General features: G+C 61.8%; 20 protein-coding genes. 2 read left to right on the top strand and 18 right to left on the bottom strand.

The features are described from left to right. Positions 1-26 precede the first annotated feature (26 nt). Positions 27-887, top strand: coding sequence for a Crp/Fnr family transcriptional regulator (locus AADX97_RS12770; RefSeq protein WP_374235511.1), 861 nt, complete (start codon positions 27-29; stop codon positions 885-887). A 770-nt stretch (positions 888-1,657) separates the two neighbouring features. Here AADX97_RS12770 and AADX97_RS12765 read toward each other — a convergent pair. The 17 genes from AADX97_RS12765 to nosZ form a co-directional block, all read right to left on the bottom strand. Then, on the bottom strand, positions 1,658-1,936 hold the full coding sequence (locus AADX97_RS12765) for a hypothetical protein (RefSeq protein WP_374235513.1): 279 nt from the start codon (positions 1,934-1,936) through the stop codon (positions 1,658-1,660). Positions 1,937-1,951: 15 nt separating this feature from the next. After that, the gene (locus AADX97_RS12760; protein WP_374235514.1) at positions 1,952-2,965 is read right to left on the bottom strand and encodes a hypothetical protein; all 1,014 of its coding nucleotides are present in this window, start codon (positions 2,963-2,965) and stop codon (positions 1,952-1,954) included. Next, the gene (locus tag AADX97_RS12755) at positions 2,962-3,441 is read right to left on the bottom strand and encodes a nitrate reductase cytochrome c-type subunit (protein ID WP_374235515.1); all 480 of its coding nucleotides are present in this window, start codon (positions 3,439-3,441) and stop codon (positions 2,962-2,964) included. The genes AADX97_RS12760 and AADX97_RS12755 overlap by 4 nt, the downstream gene beginning before the upstream one ends. After that, positions 3,438-4,331 carry a quinol dehydrogenase ferredoxin subunit NapH gene (napH, locus tag AADX97_RS12750; RefSeq protein WP_374235516.1) on the bottom strand — a complete coding sequence of 298 codons (894 nt, stop codon included), beginning with the start codon at positions 4,329-4,331 and terminating at the stop codon, positions 3,438-3,440. The genes AADX97_RS12755 and napH overlap by 4 nt, the downstream gene beginning before the upstream one ends. After that, on the bottom strand, positions 4,332-5,135 hold the full coding sequence (napG, locus tag AADX97_RS12745) for a ferredoxin-type protein NapG (RefSeq protein WP_374235517.1): 804 nt from the start codon (positions 5,133-5,135) through the stop codon (positions 4,332-4,334). Positions 5,136-5,177: 42 nt separating this feature from the next. Next, positions 5,178-7,925, bottom strand: a complete 2,748-nt coding sequence (gene napA, locus AADX97_RS12740) for a nitrate reductase catalytic subunit NapA (RefSeq protein ID WP_374235518.1) — start codon at positions 7,923-7,925, stop codon at positions 5,178-5,180. Between the two features lie 62 nt (positions 7,926-7,987). Next, on the bottom strand, positions 7,988-8,266 hold the full coding sequence (locus AADX97_RS12735; protein WP_374235519.1) for a chaperone NapD: 279 nt from the start codon (positions 8,264-8,266) through the stop codon (positions 7,988-7,990). Positions 8,267-8,874: 608 nt separating this feature from the next. Continuing rightward, positions 8,875-9,702, bottom strand: a complete 828-nt coding sequence (locus AADX97_RS12730) for an ABC transporter permease (RefSeq protein ID WP_374235520.1) — start codon at positions 9,700-9,702, stop codon at positions 8,875-8,877. Positions 9,703-9,725: 23 nt separating this feature from the next. Beyond that, positions 9,726-10,286, bottom strand: coding sequence for a nitrous oxide reductase accessory protein NosL (locus tag AADX97_RS12725; RefSeq protein ID WP_374235521.1), 561 nt, complete (start codon positions 10,284-10,286; stop codon positions 9,726-9,728). Further along, complete coding sequence (locus AADX97_RS12720; RefSeq protein ID WP_374235522.1) at positions 10,279-11,163, bottom strand: ABC transporter ATP-binding protein; 885 nt, start codon at positions 11,161-11,163, stop codon at positions 10,279-10,281. The genes AADX97_RS12725 and AADX97_RS12720 overlap by 8 nt, the downstream gene beginning before the upstream one ends. After that, positions 11,160-12,137: a NapH/MauN family ferredoxin-type protein gene (locus tag AADX97_RS12715; protein ID WP_374235523.1), complete on the bottom strand. Its 978-nt coding sequence runs from the start codon at positions 12,135-12,137 to the stop codon at positions 11,160-11,162. Before AADX97_RS12715 ends, AADX97_RS12720 begins: the two co-directional genes overlap by 4 nt. Beyond that, a complete protein-coding gene (locus tag AADX97_RS12710; protein ID WP_374235524.1) occupies positions 12,134-12,991 on the bottom strand; it encodes a 4Fe-4S binding protein in 858 nt (285 codons plus the stop codon). Before AADX97_RS12710 ends, AADX97_RS12715 begins: the two co-directional genes overlap by 4 nt. 14 nt (positions 12,992-13,005) lie before the next feature. Then, positions 13,006-14,358 (bottom strand): nitrous oxide reductase family maturation protein NosD, encoded by a 1,353-nt coding sequence (gene nosD / locus AADX97_RS12705; protein WP_374235525.1) that lies wholly within the window; start codon positions 14,356-14,358, stop codon positions 13,006-13,008. 161 nt (positions 14,359-14,519) lie between these two features. Then, positions 14,520-15,722 carry a hypothetical protein gene (locus AADX97_RS12700; protein WP_374235526.1) on the bottom strand — a complete coding sequence of 401 codons (1,203 nt, stop codon included), beginning with the start codon at positions 15,720-15,722 and terminating at the stop codon, positions 14,520-14,522. 210 nt (positions 15,723-15,932) lie between these two features. Further along, entirely contained in the window at positions 15,933-16,694 is a 762-nt protein-coding gene (locus AADX97_RS12695; RefSeq protein ID WP_374235527.1) for a cytochrome c, read from the bottom strand. 178 nt (positions 16,695-16,872) lie between these two features. Then, the gene (locus AADX97_RS12690) at positions 16,873-17,193 is read right to left on the bottom strand and encodes a cytochrome c (protein ID WP_374235528.1); all 321 of its coding nucleotides are present in this window, start codon (positions 17,191-17,193) and stop codon (positions 16,873-16,875) included. An 85-nt stretch (positions 17,194-17,278) separates the two neighbouring features. Next, entirely contained in the window at positions 17,279-19,591 is a 2,313-nt protein-coding gene (gene nosZ, locus AADX97_RS12685; protein WP_374235529.1) for a Sec-dependent nitrous-oxide reductase, read from the bottom strand. A gap of 532 nt (positions 19,592-20,123) precedes the next feature. On the opposite strand from nosZ, the gene AADX97_RS12680 reads away from it, so the two are divergent. Continuing rightward, entirely contained in the window at positions 20,124-21,302 is a 1,179-nt protein-coding gene (locus AADX97_RS12680; protein WP_374235530.1) for an NnrS family protein, read from the top strand. Positions 21,303-21,320: 18 nt separating this feature from the next. Here the strand turns inward: AADX97_RS12680 and AADX97_RS12675 are convergent, their stop codons facing one another. Beyond that, entirely contained in the window at positions 21,321-21,680 is a 360-nt protein-coding gene (locus tag AADX97_RS12675) for a nitrous oxide-stimulated promoter family protein (protein ID WP_374235531.1), read from the bottom strand. Positions 21,681-21,702 lie beyond the last annotated feature (22 nt).

Here is a 21,702-nt window from a genome sequence, read left to right as displayed (position 1 = left end):
TCGCGCGGGCGGATACACTCGGAACGATGAATGACGTCGACCGGTCGTTGAGCTTTCTCCCGCACCTGCGATCGATCGAGGCGTTCGCGGAACTCGACGAAGAGCCTGCGCGCTACCTTGCCGGCGGCAGCCAGATCCGCACGGTCGCGCGGGGCCAGATCATCTGCGAAAAAGGCAGTCTCTCGGGCGGTCTTCAATGTCTCCTGGCGGGTCGCATCAAATTGTCGGTCATCTCTGCGTTGGGCACCGAACGCGTCCTCGATATCCTCTTGCCCGGGCGGGCCTTCGGGCTCGCGGCAGTTCTCCTCGATGAGCCCTGTCCTGTGTTTGCCGAGTCGATCAGCGACTGCCGTCTCCTCGTCGTTGGTCGCGAGCGCATCCAGATCGCCATCGCCGAGTGGCCGCAGGTGGGCGGGATGTTGTTGAAGCTGAATGCCGCCGACGTGCATCGACTCATTAGAGATCTTGAAGCCTGTTGTCTCATGACGGCACGTCAGCGCCTCACGGACTTCCTGATCAAGCAGGGGCGCTGCCACAGCACCGACGACGCGGATGACGTGACGGTGGTTCTGCCGGCCTCTAAGTCGTTGATCGCATCCAGTCTCAACATCAGTCCTGAGACCTTCTCGCGCGAGCTTCATGAGTTGGCCAGTCGAGGACTGGCCCAGATCGAGCGACGGACCATCCGGATCCCATCGCTGGATCGCCTGTCGCAATTCCTTCACGATGAGTCCAATGCAACCAAGGTCACGCCATCGCGCACCGCAGGCCAAGTCGACGAGGCTTCCAGCCGGCCGGTAACCGGCTCGACGGTCCGGTACAGCCATGGAATACTCTGTGATAGCAATGAAGGCGATTTCCGGAAACGCGCTTGCCCGCCAAGCTAGCCCCTGGGGGTCGCGCTTCAGCCCTACCCGAACACCGGGCTGACGACGGACAATCCAGCTCTGCCGAGCTGGGTCCGCCATCTTCCTTGACTTGTTATGAGCGCGCCGGAATGCTCGGCCGGCCCTGACCTTCGCAATGCGTAAAAACAGTATCCAGGTTTACCTCTCGATGTTGTTGATGCCAATCGCATCATGAGGCGTGATGTGATTCAAGATTCAGCTATCACTGACATCGCGCACATCATCCAACTCTCCGTTGTCCACGTGTTTTTTCTCTCGGGAATCGGTGCCATCCTCGCGGTCATGGCCAACCCTCTGTCGCGTATCGTCGACCACGCTTGACCGGTCGAGACAGATGTCACCGCGGATCCGATGGATGCGCCGAGCGCCGCCCTTGTACTGGTCCTGCTCTCAGGCCGCGCGAAGCTCATCGGTCTGTCGATTGGCCTCTTTTCGATGACGGCCCTTTTTTGCCCTCGGAGATTGCGATGCTCTTTCTCGGAGTTTTTTCTCGCTTTCGATGCGTCGGTCCTAGTCGCGCTACTCTTCATCGCGGCTATGGTCGCTTCCATCGCCGCGCTGGTCTTTGTGCCTGCGCAAGGTGTTTTTAGCCACGGCCGGACTGCGATTCGGACTGTGCAACCGTCAATCGATCCGGATCAGTCAGGCGGCCGTCGCATGGCCGTAACGATCAGTCGAGACCGGATAAAGCGGCGATTGCGACGTCGGCTATTTCGGACATCGACGGCTCACGGAGCAGTCAGCGCCGCTTAAACACCCTGCTCATTCACCAACGCCTTTTCGGTAATGTCTCGATAAAGATGCACGACCCGCGAGTACAGGTCTTTGCAGTGAGGGACTTCGGAGATGAGGTGAGCGTTGTGCTGTGCGTCGGCGAGAACCTCCGTCAGAAAATCGATGTCCCCGGCGCGTAGCTTGCCGCCCTCGTCGACCTGCTGTTTCAGCGCCAGAATGCGCGGAAGTCGCTGACGCTCGAAACGTTCCAAAAGAGCTTCCAATACGCCTTCGCGGTTTTGCTCTGAAGTCATTGACGGGCTCTCCAGTCATTGGGATAGAAAGAGATCGGCCTGGCGGATGAAGTCAGGTGCCGGTAGCAGCTCATGCCGATGGAATTTCACCAGGGCACCTACGCGGGGAGCATGGGATGCGATCTGAATCTCGGAAAGGATTAGCCGATACCCTGGTTCATTCGAGCTTTCGCTGATCTGAACCCCGAGCCGGCTTAGGTTCAACGGCTTCCGGATGGCGCTCATCATCGCGGACGGGTTGGCGAGGATTCCGGCGACGAAGCGTAGTTTTTCCGCAATATCGGCGATGGGCTGATCCTGGCGGGCGATTTCGCGCTCGACGGCGGCAAGCTCGAGCTCTAGCGCAACGCGACGATGATCCGTGCCGGGTTCGGTGCGGAGTTGTCTGAGGCGCCTGCGAAGGATGCGAGCAGCGTCGCGACGCTGCGTCGCCTCCTCGAGTCGCTGGCGAGTAAACCCGAGGAATCCATTGAAGATGCAGCACTTCAGCGCTTGCCTCGCGTCGCGCTCGGTCCGTCCGGGTGCGACGACTTGATGCTCGCAAAAGCTGATGGTCGTCTGCATGACATCGCGTTGGACCTGATCGCGCACCAACGCAAGTCCAGGCCTGGACTTACCCTTCATTTGCATACAGAGCAAGGCCCAACATGCGTCGGCATCCGGTTCGTCATCGAAGACCTGCCGAACTTCTCGGCTCTGGCTGAAGACCTCTTGCAGGTGTCCGGGGCTGACGAAGAAGGCGTTGACCTGCGAGTCAGCGGCGAAGGACTCGCGACTGCATGTCAGCGGCCCGGGAACCAGCTCGGCCATGGCATCGATGTGTCGGAGGGCTGCCGCGACCGGTTCGCGAAGGACCTTGGCATACCCGGGCGCCGCACGTAGTCGGGGCGAGACGTGGTCGACCACGTGCTCGACGGCCAGCGCGATCGATGCGTGACATGCGCCCTCGCTCGCCCCGGGGCCCACGCTGGACAGTGCAGCCGGCGCATCCCGCAAGCGCGCAAACAGTTCCTGAACGAGGCTTTTCATTGGTCGCCGAAATCGTTTCCGACCAGTAGATCGACCTCTGCCTGAGGAACGTGGCACTGGGTACAGAAATAGCGGGTTCCGATGATCTTCTTGGCGATGACATCGGGTGCTGTGCGCATGCTCACGTAATGGCTCTCGGGCATCGGGGAAGGTTCCTCCGCGTCCTTGTCCTGATCCCAGAGATCCTGGTCGTGATGGCATTTCAGGCACTTGTTGTTCTTCAGGGTAATGAGGCCGGATTCCTCGATGCTGTGCGGAATCAGGGGCGGGGCATCCACGAACGCCGTCGGCAAGGTCGAGTCGGCATCCTCCGGATCGATCGAGATGTAGTCGAACCGCATCGGCTCGGGAGAATCGAAGGCGTTCCCGACGAGACCGATATCCTCGTCGGTCCAAGACAGGTCTTGTGCGAGTGCGAAGCTGCCGGCGAAAACAATCGCGGCGACTCCCGCGACGGAACGGCGAAACATGATCATGAGCAATCCTCCTTCATTATGAGCTTATTATGAGCACGAGCCTGGTCAGGGCTCGGTGTGCCGAGACGCCACCCAAACGCCAGGCTATTCTCCGGGCAGATCGGTATACAACGTGCGCAATTGGTGCATTCTCCCGAGAGAACCTGGCCGTCCCGTGCCAACCGTTTGAGGTTCAAGACCTGAGGCTCCGGGCAGATCGCTTGGCATTTCCCGCAACCGTTGCAACTGGCTTGATCGAATTTGACCCGGATCTGGGCCGTATGGCGCCCGACCACTGAATAGAAGGCGCCGAGTGGGCAGAGGTGGCCGCACCAACCGTGCTTGACGACCAGCCAATCGAATAGAAAAAGGCCGACCAAGGCGGTCCAGCCCAGACCCAAACCGAAGATGATCTCGCGATGCATGGCCCCGATCGGACTGACCCATTCGAATGCCGGAAGCCCGATCAAGACCGACAGCACCAGTGCGAGTGCCAGTACCGTATAGCGCAGGTGACGGGGAAGCCCGAAAAGGTTTTTATGCCAGGTCTTGCGATGCAGAAAGCCCGCGAAATCGGTGACCAAATTGACCGGACAGACCCAAGAACACCAGACCCTGCCTCCAAGGATCAGGAAGACGCCCAAAACCAGGGCTGCGCCTAAGAGCACTTCGGCTTGAAGGACGTGTCCGGTCAGCAGAATCTGGAGCGTCGCGAAGGGATCGGCGAGCGTCACCTGGCCGAGGATCTCCGATGCACTGAGGTTTCCGCTCAAAAGGGGAAGACCGAATAAGGACCAGCCCCAGTGCAGGGTGCCGAAGAACAGGAGCAGGACACCGATCTGGACGACCCGCCGCAGAATCAAATGGCGCCAAGTCCAGAGTCGTGCCGTTACCGGACGGTCGCTCGCCATCTAAAACTCCGGCTGATTCAGATAATCCAATCCGGGCGCCTGACCCTGCTCCGGTGCGGAATCCAGTTGTCCCCTCCAGGTGTCGCCGGGTTCGGGACTGGGCGGCGCCCACCCCATCCTGAAGTGGTCGCCGATCTTCCCTTGAATCAGTTCAGCAGGTAGCACCTTGATTGCGGCAATTTCGGTCGGGCAGGCACTCTCGCAGATGCCGCAACCCGTACAGCCCTCGCTAAGGACGATCGGCAGGAGCATGGCGTGCTTGCTCAATTCACGCCGTCGGGTTTCGACGCGAATCGCTTTGTCTCGCAGCGGGCAGACCCGATAACAGATCTCGCAACGCAGCCCCTGCCAGGAGAGACAATGTTCCGTGTCGATAAAGGCGAGACCCATCCGCGAGTCCATCACATCGTCGAGCGTCGGCGCCAGCGCGCCGGTCGGACAGGCGACCTTGCAGGGAATGTCGTGACACAGGTAGCAGGGGATTTGCCGCGGCTCGAAATAGGGCGTGCCGAGCGGTGCGCGGTCGGCCAACGCGGCCAGCTTCAGGGTGTCGTACGGGCAGGCGACCACACAGCGCCCGCATTTGATGCAGAGCGCATTGAAGTCCGCATCCGCAAGCGCGCCGGGCGGGCGCAGCGCCAAGGGCTCGGCGCGGGCGTTCTGAATGGCGAGATACGACCAGAGCATGCCGCCGCTCGTTGCGACGGCCGCGCCCTGAATGCCCTTCTGTATGAAACCGCGCCGCGTTGTCATGGTCGGTGAGTCGCCGGACGTAATGAAGGCACTCGGCTCGCCCGGATGCATACTACACATCCGGGTACTGTCGATGACGCCGATGAAGGCGCGCTACACCTTATAGATCTTGATCGCGGTCTTTTTGAAATCCTCTTCCTTGGAGATCGGACAGGTCGCATCGATGCACAGCTTATTGACGAAGACCGACTCGTCGAAAAAGGCCATGAAGCTATAGCCGCGCGGCGGACGATTTCGGCCGGTGGTTTCGATCACTGCCTTGATCTTGCCGCGTCGCGACTCGATCCAGACCGCATCCTGACGTTTGAGCCCGCGCTCCTCGGCATCCTTCTCGTTCATGTCCAGCACGGCCGCCGGCATGGCCCGATGCAGCTCGGGCACGCGGCGCGTCATGGTGCCGGTGTGCCAGTGTTCAAGGATCCGCCCGGTGCAGAGCCAGAGGTCGTAATTTCCGTCGGGCGACTCGACCGGTGCGGCGTAAGGTCTGAAAAAGATCTTCGCCTTGCCGGGGAATTTGGTCTTCTCCTCGGTCGTGGGACCGTTCAAATTGCCGGTCACCAGCTCCTTCATGGCAGCGCCGTAGAATTCGATCTCGCCGTTCTTCACGTAGGGATCGTATTTGGCGTTGAAGCGCCAGGGTGTTTCTTTGCCGTCGACCACCGGCCACCGCAGACCACGCACGTCGTCTTGGTAGTAGACATCGAAAGGCGCGAGGTCGTGATGATGACCGCGCCCGAAGGCAGCGTATTCTTCGAACAATGCCTTTTCGACAAACCAGTCCACATCAAGGTGTTTGACTGTGTGATTGTCGTGTCCTTTAGCGACCGGATCGGGCCAGGCGAACGCCTTATTTTCGGGTGTCTCGAAGAGTGCCTCGTATAAGGTCATCTCGGGTTTGTAGCCCATCTCCTGTCCAGCGGCCATCACGTCCGGGAGTTTTCCCTCTTCGAATCCCTCGTCTTTAAGCCCTGGAATGGCCTGCTCCTTCCAGACCTCGGCCAGGGTGAAGCGCTTGGAAAATTCAAGGATCTGCCACAGATCGCTGCGTGCGTCTCCGGGCGGTGGAACCTGCTCGCGCCAGAGCTGGGTGCGCCGTTCGGCGTTCCCGTAACCGCCCCATTTTTCGAAGATCATGGCGACGGGCAGGATCAGATCGGCCACCTTGGCCGAGATGCTCGGATAGGCGTCCGAGACGACGATGAAATTGTCGTTCTCGCGTGCGGCTTTCAGCCAATGATTGGCATTGGCGACATGCTGGAAGGGGTTATTGACCTGCACCCAGACCCAGGACATCGAGCCGTCTTCCAGATCACGCATGATCTTGGTGATGTGACTCCCGACCTTGGGGTTGAGGGTGTGGGGCGGCAGCTTCCAAGTCTTCTCGGTGATGTCCCGGTGTTTGGCGATGTTGACGACCATGTCGGCCGGGAGCCGATGACTGAAGGTGCCGACCTCGCGCGCGGTCCCGCAGGCGGAAGGTTGTCCGGTCAGGGAGAAGGGGCTGTTGCCGGGCTCGGCGATCTTTCCCAACAGGAGATGCACGCTGTAGATCTGCTCGTTGACCCAGGTCCCGCGCACATGCTGATTGAAGCCCATGGTCCAGAAACTGACCATCTTGCGATTCGGGTCGGCGTATAAATCCGCCAGTCTCACCAGCTTTGCCTTGAACGCATCCAACGATTCTTCGGAATCGCCCTTGGCCAGCTCGGCGACAAAATCCAGGGTGTAGGGCTCGACGCCGGTCTTGAAGTCCTCGAAGCCGACCAGCCAGTGTCGGTCGGCCGTGGCTGCGTTGTCCTGCTTGACCCTGTGAACCTGCTCGGGATCCAGTCCAAGCCCGATGGCCTCGTCCCGCGTCAGAGTCACCTCGGTTTCGCGGGCCTGGATATCCTTCTCGGCTTCGAACGCGAATTTGTCCGTCGCACGCATCCCGTAACCGATATCGGTCGGGCCGGCGCAGAAGACACAATGGGCATCTACGAAGGCTTGATTCACGGCACCGCGCTGGATGATCTCCCGCGCCAGGAAATTCAGGAGCGCCGTGTCGGTGTTCGGTTTGATGATGATCTCGAGATCCGATCCTTCGGAGGTCATGTTCCGCAGCGTCGTGATGTTGACGATCTTGGTATCCGAATGACCAAGGCGGCGGTCGATGATGCGCTGCCAGAGCACCGGATGCGCCTCGGCCATGTTCGCACCCCAGGCGACGACGGTATCCGTGTATTCGATGTCGTCGTAGTTGCCGGGCGGCTCGTCGATGCCGAAGACCTGCATGAACGCAGCCACCGCCGAGGCCATGCAATTGCGTGCATTGGGATCGAGGTTGTTGCTGCGAAAACCGGCTCTCATCAGCTTGGTCATCGCATAGCCTTCCTGGATGAGCCATTGGCCGGAGCCGATGACGCCGATCCCGGTCGGCCCTTTCTCTTCGTAGGCCTTTTTGAACTGGGACGCCATCTCGTCGAATGCCTGATCCCAGGTCACCGGCGTGAACTTGCCCTTCTTATCGAATCGACCGTCGGTCATTCGCATCAAGGGCTGGGTCAGGCGATCCTTGCCGTAGAGGATCTTGCCGTTGAAATAGCCCTTCACACAGTTCAGACCGCGATTAACGGGGGCGTCCGGATCGCCCTTGGTCGCGACGATCTTGCCGTCTTGCGTCGCGATCATGATCCCGCAGCCCACACCGCAGAAGCGGCAGACGCCTTTGTCCCACCGCCAATCCTGCTCGGTCTCGGCCACCGCCGCACTGGCGATACGGCTGATGGGAATTCCGACGGCCATCGCTGTCGCAGCGGCAACGCCTGATTTCAGAAAGATACGGCGGCTAAGCTCCATCATTCCTCCTCGATCTCGTTGTTGTTTTTAAGCGCTCACCCGCGCAGGTCGGGTGAGGTTGCGTCCTATGACGCAGCCATTTCAGCGGGGATCGCGTCCCATTCGGGCGGCGTTTCATCGAAAACGTGGTAGACCATCTCGGCCAGCATTACGCCGGACAGCGCTTTGATGCGGCAGAGCGCGGCGACTTCCTGGTCGACCGTCTCGGCCTCCTGCACGACCACGAGTCGCCCGGTCTCGGGCTCGGTATGATGGACCTCCACCCCGGGCAGCCCGTTGAGCTTGAGCCTCACGTCTTCGATTCGGCCGGGAGGAACGATGACCAAAATTCCTGAGATATTCATAGGTGCTTTACAGTGGCAAGTAGACTTTCTCAACCCGGACGCTAGCAGCGGCGCTCTTGGCAAACCTTGATCTTCCTCAAGAATGGCGAGTCAATGATCGAAGCGCATGCGGTAAAGCACTGGATGGGAAACATACCCGCCTAGACATCGATTGGCATGAACCACACAAGCGCTGATGATTTTCCAATCAGTACCGGATCGGTGTTTGCTGCGATCCAGTTTTTACAAGTCTGCCTGTCGGTCGTTGGTTTTCCCTCGGAGTACTCCCCGATGTCGATCCGATCCGCCTCTCTCGAGCGGCCTGGTAAGTCATCGCACTGAGTTGCGAGCGGCTGCTCATCCCCGACTGCATGACGCAAGACGCCACTGGCCCGCAGCCCGACTACTGCGTCGCCATCCGTCACCAGGGCTTCTGGCTCACCGAGATCGGCGGCCGCGAGCCCGACTCGGACTGGGCCGACTGGTCACGCGGCTCCTTCGGTGCCGGCGGGAAATGGCTCGACTTCGCCGATGTCGCCCACGACCGCCATCGCGGCGCCCGCATCCTCGACGGACGCCTCGGATGCAGTGTGTGTCGACCAAGCTGGCCGCGGCCAATGCAGCAGTCGTCAAGGCAGATCACCTCGACGAAAGAGGAGATAGCCGCCGAAGGCACACGCAGTGCCGACCAGCATCGGGTAGACGATGGCGTACGCCATGTAACCGCCCTGCCCGAAGTTGTCGAGGATGACGTAGGCCGAAGGGCCGAGCATGACCAGTTGCGAGTCGAGCAGGAGCATCGCCGCCGTGCGGAAGACCTGCATGGGATTGGCCAAGGCGATACCGACGACCGTCTCGGGCGGGATCTGATTGCGGATCAGGGTGCCAAGCAGGATGAGGTCCAGGAACAGCAGGAGCGTCAGCCAAACGACGAAGGCGGATGCCTGGGCGACATCGGCCGAACGGCTGAGTGTGGAGAGCAGCATCCCGATGCCCAGGAAACACCAGGCGAGCGCCATCAGCAGTGCGGTGTACCAGATGAAGAGCACCCAGGGCACTTCGGCCCCTTTGACAGAGCCCCAGACGATGGCGCCGACCATTGCGAGAAACACGGGCAGGAAGACGACCAGGAAACGGCCGGCGAGCTTGCCCCAATACCAGGGCGCCAGCCCGATGGGCAGCGAGAGCAGGTATTCGTAGACGCCGGCCTCGCGGTCGCCGGCCACCGAGCGGACCGTGGTGATGAGCACGAAGACGGGCAGGATGGCCATGGCGAGCTGGATATAGGTCACCATCAGGCGTGACAGCCCGGTAAAACCCATGATCCGCGACTCGGTCAGCCCGAAGGCGAACAGCAGAACCACCAGCCCGCCGAAGACGAGCGTGTAGGCGACAAACCACTTGGCCCGGAACGACTCGAGGAGATCGGTCTGGGCGGTCAGCCAGAATTCACGCATGGTCTCGGGACTCCATTAACGGCTCAATCGGCGTGGTCATGCGGCTGAACGGTCGCCGGAATAGGCTCCGCCGGCGGGATCTGATCCGATGCCGCGCCGGGCGACGCCGGGTTGCCATCCAGGTGTCCGCCGTGGACGTTGAAGCGCGCTTCGACATCGAAGATGTGCGCCTTGGCCTGCGCGAAGTCGAGCCCGTCCGGCGCGGGCTCGGGTTGGGCGCCGAGTCCGTATTCCATAGGCGTGACCTGGCCGCGCAGATAGGTCGCGGTGCGAGCATCGATCCAGTCGCCGGTGCGCCAGTCGTTCACCCAGATCTCGGTGGCGGGGTCGTCGCTCTCGGCACGCTCTTCGAGCCAGATCAGCGCGCATCCGATATCGTCGAAGCGATAGACGCGCGAGCGACCGTCCGGTGTCGGGACACGCACCTGAGCGGAGTGCAGACGGTCGGAGAGGACCATGCGGCAGCGCTCGCACGTATCGCGGTCCCATTTCACCTCGACAGGGCCCTGCCCCGGATCGCCGCCGCAGGCGGAGAGCAGGAGCGTCAGCACAACCGCCAACCCCACCGGACGCGGTTTATGCATACGCCACCTCCGCCAACTCGGGCTCGCTCGCCGCATCCAAGCGGATGGATTCAAGCAGCGCCGCATAACGCGACAAGAGTCCGAGGAACCGCAGTCGATCCGCTCCGGCGACCCAGCCCTCCCAGGTGATGCCCTGATCGTTGCTGCGCAGACCCCAGGGCGTGACCGCACGCACGAAGGCATCGTCGGCACGGGTCAGGACCAAGCGGCAGCGCAGACGGCTGGTGAGATCGACCAGGTCCGCGACGCGGTCGTCGAGCACCACCAGGCCCTGGTCCATCTCGATGACGCGGTTCACGAGTGCTGCGACCTCGTCGAGACGGTGACTGGAGATCAGCATGGCGACCTGCTCCTGGCGCTCGGCGAGGAGCTCGAAGAAGATGTGTCGCGCGTCGGGATCCAGGTTGGCGGCGGGCTCGTCCATGACCAGCAGCTCGGTATCCCGACCCAGGGCGATGCTGATCAAGAGCTTCTGTTTTTGGCCGCCCGAGAGCTTGACGAAGGGCTGGTGCCGAAACGCCTTCGCATCCAACCCGAGCCGTGTCGCGACCGCTTCCATGCGGCGTGGATCCGCGCCGCAGACCCCGGAGGCAAACTGAATCAACTGCCCGACCGGCATCTTGAGCGGCGGCGGCAGCTGCGGCACGAAGCCGATCTTGCCGAGCACCTCGCGCCGGTGCTCGCGCGGGTCCAGATCATCGACGCGGGCCTTGCCCTGACAGACATATTCCCCGAGCAGACAGCGGATCAGCGTGGTCTTGCCGGCCCCGTTGGAGCCGACCAGGGCGACCCGGTGTCCGCGCTCGATGGCGAGGTCGATCCCCTTCAGGACGGTTTGCCGTCGGAAGCGTTTGCTGACCTGCTCGAAACGGATCATAGGGCCTTCTCCAGTCCCTTGAAGGTGTAGCTCAGCGAGCTGGTCGGACAGACGTCGACGCAGAGACCGCAGCGGGTGCAATCGGCGCCGATGTCGGTGGTAAGTCCTTGCGCACGGCCGCGAATGGTGACGTCAAGCACATGCGGCACCATGCAGATCTTCCGGCAGTCGCCCTCGTGATGGCAGCTCTGCATGTTGTACTGCACGCGCAGCGGCGAGACGACACCGACCAGGCCGTAGGTGATGCCGATCGGGCAGACATAGCGGCACCAGGCCCGGCGCGAGAGCAGCACCTCGAAGGCCAGCAGGGCGAGGATCCAGAGCAGCGCCAGACCGGGGCCGTAGATGAGCACGCGGCTGAGGATTCCGGTCGGGGAGATGGTCTCGAAGACGGTATAGCCGGTCAGCAGCGCAAGCAGGGCGAAGATGACGTAAAAGACCGCCCGCACGGTGCGATGGAACTGGATGTCGATCGCCCAGCCGCGCTTGGCGAGCCACAGGTGCAGCGATTCGGCCCATTCGGCGACCAGATGATAGGGACAGACCCAGGAGCAGAAGGTCCGCCCGCCGAGCAGGATCCAGAGCACCAGGACGGTCAGTGTGCCGATCAGCAGGTTAACCACGATGTGCTTGTAGGCGAGTGTGACCTGCAGCGCCGAGTTCAGATCGGCCAGGTGGAAGCCGATGACGCGCGAGGCGGTCAGTGCGCCCTCGACCAACTGCACGTCGAGTACAAAGGACAGGACGAACAGCAGATTCACCACGATCAAGGTGATCCAGCGGCGATTGCGCCATTTGTGGCGGTTTGGGCTGCGCGCGTGACCGGCCTCGACCGCTTCCAGCGCCTCGCGGGTCAGCGGAGTCTTGCGCTTCTCTTTATAGATTAACTGGATCGGGATCGGGATCTGCTCGGGTGCAGGCTTGACCGGTTTGAGCCCCACCAGCTGGCGCAGCGAGTCGATGAAGTAGCTCATTGGAAGTCGGCGCTCCGATGGATGTCCACGACGATGGCGGCGGGCTCGGCGGGACAGACCATCTCGCAGACCCCGCACCCGACACAGCCGTCTTCGACCACCGGTATCGCGCCGCGGCCGTTCGGCATCGGTTGCATCCGGATGGCATGCAACGGCGGGCACTGATTGGGATCGCCCGAGGGCGGCGTGCCGGCATCGCATTGGGCGATGCGGATCTCGATCGGGCAGAGTCGGACACACAGATCGCATAGGGGCAGGTCGAACGGATGTTCGGCCAGCGGGATCGGGTTCCAGCGGTCGACGGACTCAAAGCGCAGCAATGCGGGGTGATCCGTGCCGCGGGCCGCGCCTTTGAAGGGCTGACCCCGCACGGCGAGACAGCGGCCGGGCCGGGCGAGGCGCGCAAATCCCATCCGCGTCTCGGCGGGATAGTCGATGTCGTGCGTTAGTGCCCCGGTCGGACAGGCCAGAACGCATTGCAGCCCGTCGCAGGAGAAGTCGCAGGCCTGGTCACGCGCCTCGATATAGGGCACGCCGATCCCGACGCCGTCGTTGATGTCGGCCAGCTTGATCGCTTCGACCGGACAGACCTGGACGCACTGGCCGCACTTGATGCAGGCGGAGAGAAATTCCTGCTCGTCGAGCCGATCCTTGAGTGCGCCCGGCGGACGCAGACGCGCGTTGGCCTGTCCGATCAGCGGGATGAGTCCGACCAGCGAGGCCCCGACCACTCCGACCAGGAGGGCGGTGCTGCGCAGGAACTCGCGCCGTCCCTGCTCGCGCAGCTTCTTGGTCTTGCGCTTCGGTGTTGGCTTCGTTTTCGCCTTCGACTGAGCAGTCGGTTTCTCTGTCATGTTCGGTCCACCTCTCAATCCCGCCCGAGCGAGCGGCGCAGCGCCTCGTAGGCGTCATAGCCGCCGGACGTCGCGGCCGGCTCGGCATCGGGGGCGGGCACCTTGGGCTCCGCGTCCGGATCCAGCTCCCAATCCGAACCGCCCGCCAATCCGGCTTGCGGCACGGCGAGCACGACCTCGGTGTCCGCGCTCCAGAGCGGGCGCTCGTCGCGCACCAGAAGATCCGGGGTGGTGAAGGGCGCGAGCCGCTCGAGGAAATCGATCACTTCGAGCATCGGTGCACCCTTGAAGAACTGCGCCGGGGGCACGTCCATCCAGAGCCGATCGGCGAAGGCTTGAATGACGTGCGGTGAATCGCCGAGGCCGTCGTCGTTGCGGTCGAATCCTTCGTAATCGTCCCAGTAATTGCCGTCCCAGGTGTTGCGGTTGGCGGTCTTGCCGCCCTCCACTACGACCTGCGTGGTGTTGCCCTTGAAGCGGTTTCCGGTCAGAACGTTGCCCTGCCAGTCATTGATGAAGCGGATCCCGATGCCGTTATAGGCGATCAGGTTGTCGCGAAAATAATTGATGCTGCCGGGCTGGTAGGGCGAGACGTCCAGATACAGGCCCTCGGCGCAATAGAGGATGCGATTGCCTTCGATGACGACGTCCGAGGTCTCCTTGAAGCCGATACCGATGCCGGTCGTGCCCGTGGCATTGGCGATCAGGTTGTTGCGCACGATGATGCCGTCGCTGTACATCAGAAAGATCCCGACCGTGTTGTTCTCGTAATGGTTGCCCTCGACTCGGTTGGTCTGGGAGTACATGAAATGCAGCGAATAGCGCCCGCCGCGCGCGTCGTTGCGGGCGATCAGGTTGTCGCGCGAGTACCAGACCACGGTGTCGCGCGCGTCGCGGATGATGTTGTCCGTGACCTGGTTGTTGAAGCTATACCAGAGCCGGATCGCATCGCCCCGCACACCGAGATCGACCGGCTTGGACGAGATGTGGTTTCGCCGCACGATGTTGTTCTCGGACTGCTGCAGGTCGACGCCGAACAGGGCGTTGTCGATGCGGTTGTCCGTAATCACGTTGAACTTGCCCCGAACCTGCACGCCGGAGTCCAGGTCGTTGTGCGAGCTGCCCGAGTTCGTGAGATGCAGGTTCCGAAGCGTCGCCCCGTCGGTTTCGAGCAGGACCACGGTGCCCTTGCCGCCGCCGTCGATCGTCACCTGATCGCGACCGTCGATGGTCAATGGCTTGCCCAAGCGCACGGGCCCGGCGTAGATCCCGGGCTCGGGTGTGAGTACGGAACCCGCTTCGGCGGCATCGACAAGAGGCTGCAGCGGCGGGTAGGCGGCCCCGGCCAATGCGGGGATCAGGAGCAAACCTGCACATACAAACCGGCCGGACCCGAACCGTAGGATGGGCAGAGCGACAGCGAAACCCATCCACCCCGCGCCAATGGCATCAGACAAAAACCGGGCAAGACTGGGGTTTGGAGGATGGGTTTCGCTGCGCTCTGCCCATCCTACAGCTGAGCTTGAGCTCATGCCGATGACTTGATCTGCTTGCGCCGCAGCAGAGTCGCTGCCGCCAGCACGACCGAGAGCAGCAGCATCAGCCCGAAGCCCCAATAAGGATAGGAATGGGTCCCGAACTGGGCAACCTTGCCGTCGCCGAAGACGGTCGGCATGAAGGGCTTCACCGTAAAGGCGCCCATCGCATTCATATTGTGGCCGTACCACCAGAGCCAGGCTGAATAGTCCAGGATGAAGATCAGCGGCAGGGCAAGCGGCGCGATGATCAAGAGCCAATACAGCGGACCTTGCGCGCGGCGCGCACCCCAGAGCAGCAGCAGCATGGCCCCGATGATCCCCCAGAAGATGACATGGGCTGCCGCACTCATGATCACGACCATGGGCCGGATCTCGTCGGGGTTGTTGAAGTAGCGCCCGAGGCTCTTGCCGTAGTGCCAGGTGAGCAGTTGGTGCCCGCTCCCGGTCCACTCCAGGCGCTCGCCGACGGGCTGTTTGGCCTGATCGCGCTCGAAGGCACCGCGCAGGCTTGCGGCAAGTGCGGCCTTGTCCGGCTCGCCGGCGATGTCGATGTCCGGAACACCCGAGTCGGCCTCCGGTTCCGCATCCCCCTCCAACGATGCCTTCATCTGGGCGATCAGTGCCTCGGCCGGCGACAGGTCCTTTTCGGTCTCGGGCGTTGCAGTCTCTTGATCGAGTGCGAACGCCAGTGCGCTCAGATAGCCGTGGCTGTTCAGCTTGAGCCCATCGGCCGTGTACAAGGTCATGGTCATCCAGCCGACGATCAGCGCAAACCCGGCGCCCATGACCGCCAATCGGGTCTTGGAACCGGGTATGGCGAATCCGACGATCATGACGCCGAGCATCGACAGCAGAAACGGTGCGAAGGCCCGCTCGACGACGCCACCGGCCGAGATGGGATACATGCCGACGTAATGATTGATGGTGTCCATCTCATGGACACAATTGAGTGCCTCGTCCTCGGTGATCTCCGACTTCTCGACCTTCTGGCAGCCGTTGAAGACGCCGTTCATGTGAAAATGGATGCGTACACCGTCCGGGAAGGACTCGGGCGGATAGTTGGGTGCGGTCAACGAGACCCACCAGATGGGAACGAAATAGATGGCGCCGAGCAGGATCAATCCGATCAGACTTAGACCGAAGATCAACGGCGTGCGCCGATCCGAAAAGGGGACACTCGATGTATTGCTCATGATGGATACGGCCATGCGCGTGTGTTGCGTGGAGGAGTCTTCAGCATCGGTCCGGCCGGCGACATCTGAAGTGAGGAGCGTCGAGCCGATACGCGACACCGCCGCAGCGGTGTCACGCGATCGGAATCAGGCTGCGGATCTCGGGATCTGGAATGCACCGCATCGATGCGGTTCGTCAAACGCCGGATCCGAACCGTGATCCTCTCCGGATTACTCGAAGTCCGGGTTCTTCCAATCCGCCGAGTCGGCCAACTGCTCTTCGGGGACCGGTTGCCAAGAGGTGTAGCTGATGACCGCCTGCATGTCCTTGTCCGAGAAATTCTTGATCTGCTCGACCATCTCCGGATTGGCATTGCGCCGCTTATGGTCACGGATCCATTCGAACTGGCGAACCATGTATTCGTAATGTTGGCCGTTGATGCGCGGATAGAATTTTTCCACGTCGCCCATCCCGATGTCGCCATGGCATTTCACGCAATTGTCCTTGTAGAGCTGCTCGCCCAGCGCATACTCCTCGGTTCCGGGTCCATACGGCCCTTTGCCCCACGCCGGGTTCATCGGCAGGCTTTCGATATAGGCAACCACATCGGCCAGCGCTTGTGCATCGCCGATCGATTGCGGGAGCGAGAAGGGATACATGGTCGGGTTGTCGCGGTTCTGTGCCCGGATGTCCGCCATCTGCTTGATCAGCACACCGCGGTGTTGACCGGCCAATTGCGGGAAGGTGCCGTCCGGCGTGCCCCAGCCCTCGGGTAGATGGCAGGCGGCACAGACTTCGTAGACATCCATGCCGTTCTCGACATCCGGCTCAAGATGCAAGGCGGCGTCCTGCTCGCCCCCGCCTTGATTCCAATCGACGGGCGCCTCGCGATGGACACGGTCGGCGTCGGTCGTGTCCTCGGCTAAGAGCGTACCGGTGGTCCCGACGGCTGCTGCCAGGATTGCGATTTGAAACAGGTGACGTTGATTCATGTCGTACTCCAATCAAGCTCGAACAACTCGATCAATGGCGCCACGTTCGGCAAGTTCTTTCGAGGTCTTGTCTAAGATTGAGCAATGCTCACACCGCGAGACATTGCGCGTTGAGTGCAAACGGTTTGGTGATGCACGCGCCAATGAGTGAGACCCCGGTCTCGGAACAGCGGACTAATTACAATGTACTCAGCCAGTCCGCAATCGCACGCATCTCATCCTCGTTGACGAGATGCATGATGCCCCTCATCGCCGCGGTCATGCCGTTGCTGCGGGTGCCATTCTTGATGTCCACCATTTGGTTATAGGCGTAATCCGGGCTTTGGCCGGCCAACTTCGGATAGACGGGTAACAGGGGCGTTTGAGCATCTTTGCCGTGACAGGCAACACAGGTCTTCGCCACATAGAGCTCGGCACCATCCAGAGCCAGCGCCGGCAAGGCTGCCGCTGTCGCCGCGGCGATCGAGGTCGACATGAGAACGAACTTCAAGGCGTTCATGATGAATTCTCCGGCCAAAGGCCGATTGCTGATGTTCAGATACCGTCATCGACCGGGACCGAAGTCCCGGTCGATCAAGATCCTTCTAGGGGTTGATCTTTGCGCCCTCCTCATCAAGCAGGTTCTTGGCCCGCAGACCCAGGTCGGCGGCCTTCACCTGGTACTGCCACCACTGATTGGCCCAGAGCATGGCGTTCTGCCAATCGGTCTTGGCGGCGGCGTCCTCGGATTTCTTCTTGGACTCCTGTGCAAACCCGAGCTGGTCGGTGGCGTCCTCGACGAGTGCGACCGCGGTCGGGAAGTCCTGGAAGTTCCGAGCCGTGATGTAGGCGACCACCTGGTCGATGACGGCCTGGGTCTCGAGGTTGGTCTTGACCTGGGTGTCGTAGTCGGCTTGCGAATACAGCGTTCCTTCGACCATCGCGACCTCGGTTGCCTGATAGCCCTTCGGACGGACCAGCAGATAACCCTGCATCTCCAGATGCAAGGCGGAGCAGAACTCGGTGCAGTAGTAAGGGAAGACGCCCTCCTCGTCGGCGACGAAGCTGAACGAGGCGGTCTTGCCGGGCTCGATCGAGAGGTTCACGTTCTGCCCGTAGAGCGCAAAGCCGTGTACCTGATCCTGAGCACGCTCGAGGTTGGTGAGATGCAGATGGACCTGATCGCCGACCTCCGCCTCGATGATCTCGGGCGTGATGTGCGAGCGAATCACGGTACCCATGACGCGCGTGGTGCAGTTGCCTTCGGCGTCGCAGGTCCGCTCGGTGGTCTCGCGGCCGGCGCGCGTCCGATTCGGGTGCTGTTCATCGGTCCGACTGTTCCAGCCGGATTTATAGCGCACCGCCGGTTGCAGCTTCTCGGCACGAATGGCGGCGGCATAGTGGGGCTCGCCGAGCGGCAAAGGCATGTCATAGATGAGCTGCATCTTGTCGCCGCTGATGTCGATCAGTTGATGGTTCTGCGGATGCAGCGGGCCGACGGGCTGATGACGATCGATCGAGAGCTTGTTCAGGGCGACCAGATACTTGCCCTGCGGGTTGACGGTGTCGCCCTCCATCGTCATGAGATGACCGATGTTGTAATGGATCGACAGCTTGTCGAGCACCTTGCCCTCGCAGTAGTCGTATTTTGCGACCTGCGAGTCGACGTACAGCGAGGTATAGGCAACGCAAGGCTTGGAGTCGAACTGCGTGTGCAGCGGACCGAGCCCCAGATTGACTTGCGTGTGGAGCGCCGCTTGCATCGGGATGATCGGCACACCATAGGGATCCTTACCCTCGAAATTGCCCTCCTCGATGGCCTTCATGATCTTCTCGAAACTGTACACGGAGACATGACTGTCGAGCTTGCCGGCGACGATGATGAATTTGCCGTCCGGCGTCACATCCACGCCGTGCGGACTCTTGGGCTCAGGCACCAGATAAAGCAGACCCTCGGCGATCGCCTGCTCCATCGGGATGAAGTACATCCCCTTTTCCTGCTTCACCTTGCCGGCCTTGACGAGTTCCTCGGCCTTCTTCCAATTGGTGACATGCAGGTAATCGGTGTCTTTGGAAGAACATCCGGCCTCGAACGGCGGACGTCCGCGCTCGATGCCTCCGACATATCGCTCGGTACAGAAGGAGTTGGTGAAGCCCCAGCCGTAACTGTCCTTCTTGCCTGCGTCGGAGAGGTCCTGACTGTAGGGTCCGAGCTCGAGCGTAAAGGAGTTCTCGGGCTCGATGCGGCCCTTCTCCTTATTGAAGCTCCAATAAGTGAGGCCGCCGCGGTATTTGTCGTTGAACTCCTCCAAGGGCACGAAACCGTCGTCGAGGAGCGGGGCCGCGTATTGCGCCGCCTCCATCACGTATTCGGTATTGGGCGTCACGAAGGCGCCGCCATGGGAGGACTTGAAGAAGGGATTCACCACGATCTGCTTGGTTTCGAAGTCGTGCAGATCGATCAACGCGATACGCGGGTTTGCCTTGTCGTTGATGAAGACGAATTTGGCATCGTAAGCGCCGTCCGTCTCGGACATCGCCGGGTGATGGGTGTCGCCGTAAACCAGATCCTTGCCGCGTGTACGACCCTGCGCGAGCACCGCCTTGGACTCGTCGTCGAAACCGTAGCCCTGCCAAGGCTCGGGCGTAAAGACGCCGATGTATTTGAGCAGCCGCATCGAGGGGATGCCGTAGACGATGACCTGACCCGACTGTCCGCCGGAGGCGAAGACCACGAACTCGTCGCGCCCGCCCGTGGGGACATAGGTCTTGGCCGCGGCGAGAAGATCCTTCTCGGTCAGGCCGCGACGATCCATGACGTCTTTCAGGGTGTCGTCGGACCAGGCGGCCGAGGCGACCCCTAGGCCGAGAAGCGTTCCTGTTGCTAGGGTCATCATGCGCTGTGTCAGCGTTTGCATCTCTGTCCTCCCTCCGATTATTGGCCGATATTGGCGAGCACGATCTCGAAGTGGTCGTTTGTCGAGGCGAACGTAACAAAGCCTGGCGCGGAGTAACTTGATCTATGTTAAATCCAACGGCAAACAGGGCATTTCACACACCCGAAAAACCGACGGCGATGTCTGACCAGCCGAGGCGACGCCCAAACCTGGCCGATTTGATTTACGTCAAGGTCTGGACCTAGCCTCGTCGATACCGTTAAGGCGATTTCCGCAAACTTCCATACCCGTAGGTTGTGCTGACGATAGGAAGCACAACTTGCGCCGACGGTTGGTTGTGCCTCGCACGGCTCGGCACAACCTACTCCCTTGGTATGAAGGTTTCCGGAGTTCGCCTAAGAGGATCGTCGTCCGACGAGATCCCCCATCAGCCGCATCGCCCGTGGTGTGGCGACCCGCTGCATCAGGACAGTCCCGCCCAAATCGATTCCGCAGACCACAGGCCATTTCCGGCTTTCCTCCCTCGAAATCCCACGCCAGGACACGAAACCCCATGCTTGTCGATGCAGGACCCAAAGCTCGTACCCTGGCGGTTCTCGCCCTTGGGTTTCGGCCATTCTTTCTCGCCGCCGGGATCAGTGCGGTCGCCCTGGTGATCGTCTGGCTCGCCATGCTGACAGGACGACTAACGCAACCGGGTTATCTCGCCGGACCCCTCTGGCATGCCCATGAGATGCTGTTCGGGTATCTGGCAGCCGTTGTCACCGGCTTTCTCCTGACAGCGGTGCGCAACTGGACCGGCATCGACACGCCCACGGGTGCGGCGCTCGCCGGCCTGGTGCTGCTCTGGTTGGCGGCTCGGCTCATGCCCTGGCTCGGCGTCCCGCCGATCCTGGTCGCCCTCGTCGATGTGAGCTTCTTTCCGGCCCTGGCGATCGCGCTGCGGCGACCTCTCTGGCGCAGCCCCAACCCGGTCAACCGGGTCTTTCTGCTGCTGTTCGCCGGGATAACCCTCGCGAGCGCACTGGTCCACCTCGATGCACTTGGATACGTCCCCGGAGGTGCGGCCCGCGGTCATCGCCTGATGCTGGATCTGATCATCCTGACGATGCTGCTGGTGTCGGGCCGGGTGATGCCATTCTTCACCGAGCGCGGGATCGTGGGCGCGAAACCCCGAACCTTCCCTGTGGTCGAGCGCTTGACGTTCATTCTGGCCGGCGCACTCCTGGCCGCCGACATGCTCCAACCCTTCGCACAGCTGACCGGTGCCCTGGCAATCAGCTTAGGTCTGGTGCTTCTGGTGCGCATCGCCGGGTGGCACGATCGACGCGTTTGGACGACGCCGATGCTGGCGGTGCTCTATGCCGGCCTGCTCTGGCTCGCGCTCGGGTTGATTCTGGACGGGCTGCCGGCCTTCACCGCGCTCCCGGCGCGCGGTGCGCTGCATACCCTGACCATCGGGGCGGTCGGCGTCGTGACGCTGGGGATGATGGCGCGCGTGTCGGTGGGCCACACGGGGCGCGCGATGCAGGCAACACGCATGACGATCCTTGCCTTTGTTCTGATCAATTGTTCAGCCGCCCTGCGCGGTCTCGCGCCGCTGATCGATCCGAGCGGATATCACGCCTGGCTGATGAGTTCAGGTCTTTGCTGGATCCTCGCCTTCGGCCTCTTCCTCTGGGTGCACGCCCCGATGCTGGTGACATCGCGGCCGGACGGCCGGCCGGGTTGATCCGAGCCGCGCCGGGCGTCAGGGGTTCGACTTGTCCGAACGCCGGTGGGCCTTCAATTTCGGCGCCTCCCGAAGCTTGTCCAGAATGTGCCCGAGACTCAGGATCGGGTGGGGCCGGAGCATCCGGGGACCGGCATAGCGCATGACATCGCGCACCCGCTCGCGCATCAGGGCGCTGTAGCAGTGCACCTCGCAGAGGTTGCAGGCCGGCTTGTCCTCTTGAAACGGGCAGGTCTCCAGGCGCCGGTGGGCGTAGTCGAGTAACGGCCTGCACTCGGCGCAGAGACCCGCGTTGCCGGGATGATGGTCCCGGCAATAGATGCCCAGCATGGCGGTGATGGTCTTCTTCTCACGCGTAATACGGCGGCCGAAAGGCATTTCGGTTCCTCGGTGCGTCTGG

Origin of the sequence: Thiocapsa sp. C2-2m (assembly GCF_041903745.1) — a bacterium.
GTDB lineage: Bacteria > Pseudomonadota > Gammaproteobacteria > Chromatiales > Chromatiaceae > Thiocapsa > Thiocapsa roseilacustris.
This window is presented reverse-complemented; position numbering and strand designations above follow the sequence as displayed.

Excerpts from the sequence above, each read along its gene's own strand:
- AADX97_RS12700 (WP_374235526.1), bottom strand. The coding sequence starts at position 15,722 with ATGAGCAATACATCGAGTGTCCCCTTTTCGGATCGGCGCACGCCGTTG.
- nosZ (WP_374235529.1), bottom strand. The coding sequence starts at position 19,591 with ATGCAAACGCTGACACAGCGCATGATGACCCTAGCAACAGGAACGCTT.
- napH (WP_374235516.1), bottom strand. The coding sequence starts at position 4,331 with ATGGCGAGCGACCGTCCGGTAACGGCACGACTCTGGACTTGGCGCCAT.
- AADX97_RS12690 (WP_374235528.1), bottom strand. The coding sequence starts at position 17,193 with ATGAACGCCTTGAAGTTCGTTCTCATGTCGACCTCGATCGCCGCGGCG.
- AADX97_RS12710 (WP_374235524.1), bottom strand. The coding sequence starts at position 12,991 with ATGACAGAGAAACCGACTGCTCAGTCGAAGGCGAAAACGAAGCCAACA.
- AADX97_RS12735 (WP_374235519.1), bottom strand. The coding sequence starts at position 8,266 with ATGAATATCTCAGGAATTTTGGTCATCGTTCCTCCCGGCCGAATCGAA.
- AADX97_RS12680 (WP_374235530.1), top strand. The coding sequence starts at position 20,124 with ATGCTTGTCGATGCAGGACCCAAAGCTCGTACCCTGGCGGTTCTCGCC.
- AADX97_RS12715 (WP_374235523.1), bottom strand. The coding sequence starts at position 12,137 with ATGAGCTACTTCATCGACTCGCTGCGCCAGCTGGTGGGGCTCAAACCG.
- AADX97_RS12755 (WP_374235515.1), bottom strand. The coding sequence starts at position 3,441 with ATGATCATGTTTCGCCGTTCCGTCGCGGGAGTCGCCGCGATTGTTTTC.
- napA (WP_374235518.1), bottom strand. The coding sequence starts at position 7,925 with ATGATGGAGCTTAGCCGCCGTATCTTTCTGAAATCAGGCGTTGCCGCT.
- AADX97_RS12760 (WP_374235514.1), bottom strand. The coding sequence starts at position 2,965 with ATGAAAAGCCTCGTTCAGGAACTGTTTGCGCGCTTGCGGGATGCGCCG.
- napG (WP_374235517.1), bottom strand. The coding sequence starts at position 5,135 with ATGCATCCGGGCGAGCCGAGTGCCTTCATTACGTCCGGCGACTCACCG.
- AADX97_RS12765 (WP_374235513.1), bottom strand. The coding sequence starts at position 1,936 with ATGACTTCAGAGCAAAACCGCGAAGGCGTATTGGAAGCTCTTTTGGAA.
- AADX97_RS12720 (WP_374235522.1), bottom strand. The coding sequence starts at position 11,163 with ATGATCCGTTTCGAGCAGGTCAGCAAACGCTTCCGACGGCAAACCGTC.
- AADX97_RS12675 (WP_374235531.1), bottom strand. The coding sequence starts at position 21,680 with ATGCCTTTCGGCCGCCGTATTACGCGTGAGAAGAAGACCATCACCGCC.
- AADX97_RS12695 (WP_374235527.1), bottom strand. The coding sequence starts at position 16,694 with ATGAATCAACGTCACCTGTTTCAAATCGCAATCCTGGCAGCAGCCGTC.
- AADX97_RS12725 (WP_374235521.1), bottom strand. The coding sequence starts at position 10,286 with ATGCATAAACCGCGTCCGGTGGGGTTGGCGGTTGTGCTGACGCTCCTG.
- AADX97_RS12770 (WP_374235511.1), top strand. The coding sequence starts at position 27 with ATGAATGACGTCGACCGGTCGTTGAGCTTTCTCCCGCACCTGCGATCG.
- AADX97_RS12730 (WP_374235520.1), bottom strand. The coding sequence starts at position 9,702 with ATGCGTGAATTCTGGCTGACCGCCCAGACCGATCTCCTCGAGTCGTTC.